This window comes from Megasphaera indica (assembly GCF_046614755.1).
In the GTDB taxonomy this organism is placed as follows: Bacteria; Bacillota; Negativicutes; order Veillonellales; family Megasphaeraceae; genus Megasphaera; species Megasphaera intestinihominis.
The window spans coordinates 1-593 of the sequence record NZ_JBKKJR010000054.1; the positions used below are offsets into that span (position 1 = coordinate 1).

1 protein-coding gene is annotated in these 593 nt (G+C 41.8%); it reads right to left on the reverse strand.

What is annotated here, in order from left to right:
* Positions 1-593, reverse strand: a 593-nt coding sequence (locus tag ACFCTO_RS12135; RefSeq protein WP_499876969.1) for an IS3 family transposase, incomplete at both ends; no start/stop codon positions are given.

Sequence of the window (593 nt, forward strand, 5' to 3'; positions counted from 1 at the left end):
ATCAAGGCATGGAATGATTCTATGCAGGCATTATCCCATGGATAGCCTTTCTTCGAATAGCTGCGGCACATCTGTGCGGTTTCCTTGATATAGGATTGCGAAAGATATTGACAACCGCGGTCAGTGTGAATTACTACCAGACGGCCTGGATTCCTGGTTTGCTTTGCCGTTTGAATCATCCTAATAATGCCAGATGCATCCAACTTCCGGGATAAATTCCAGGCAATGATTTTTCGAGAAAATAAATCCATGATACTGGCCAAATACACAAAGCCTTCAGTAGTCCAAATATAAGTAATATCGCTGCACCAGATCGTGTCTGGTCTTGGCGGATTAAATTGTTCTTGCAGAATATTAACTAATATGGCATCAAAACAACGGCTCTGGGTCGTAACGGTATAATGCTTGACCCAACAAGCACGAATCCCCATTTGCCGCATGTAAAGGCCCACTGTCCTTTCGGAAATACATTCACCTTTCTGTTGAAGCAATTTAGTAATTTTGGGTGCTCCATAGATTTGCTTTGAATCTTCGTAAATGGTTTGAATCTGTTTTTTTACCTCCGTACGGTGCGTAGCTTGTTTGGATAATTT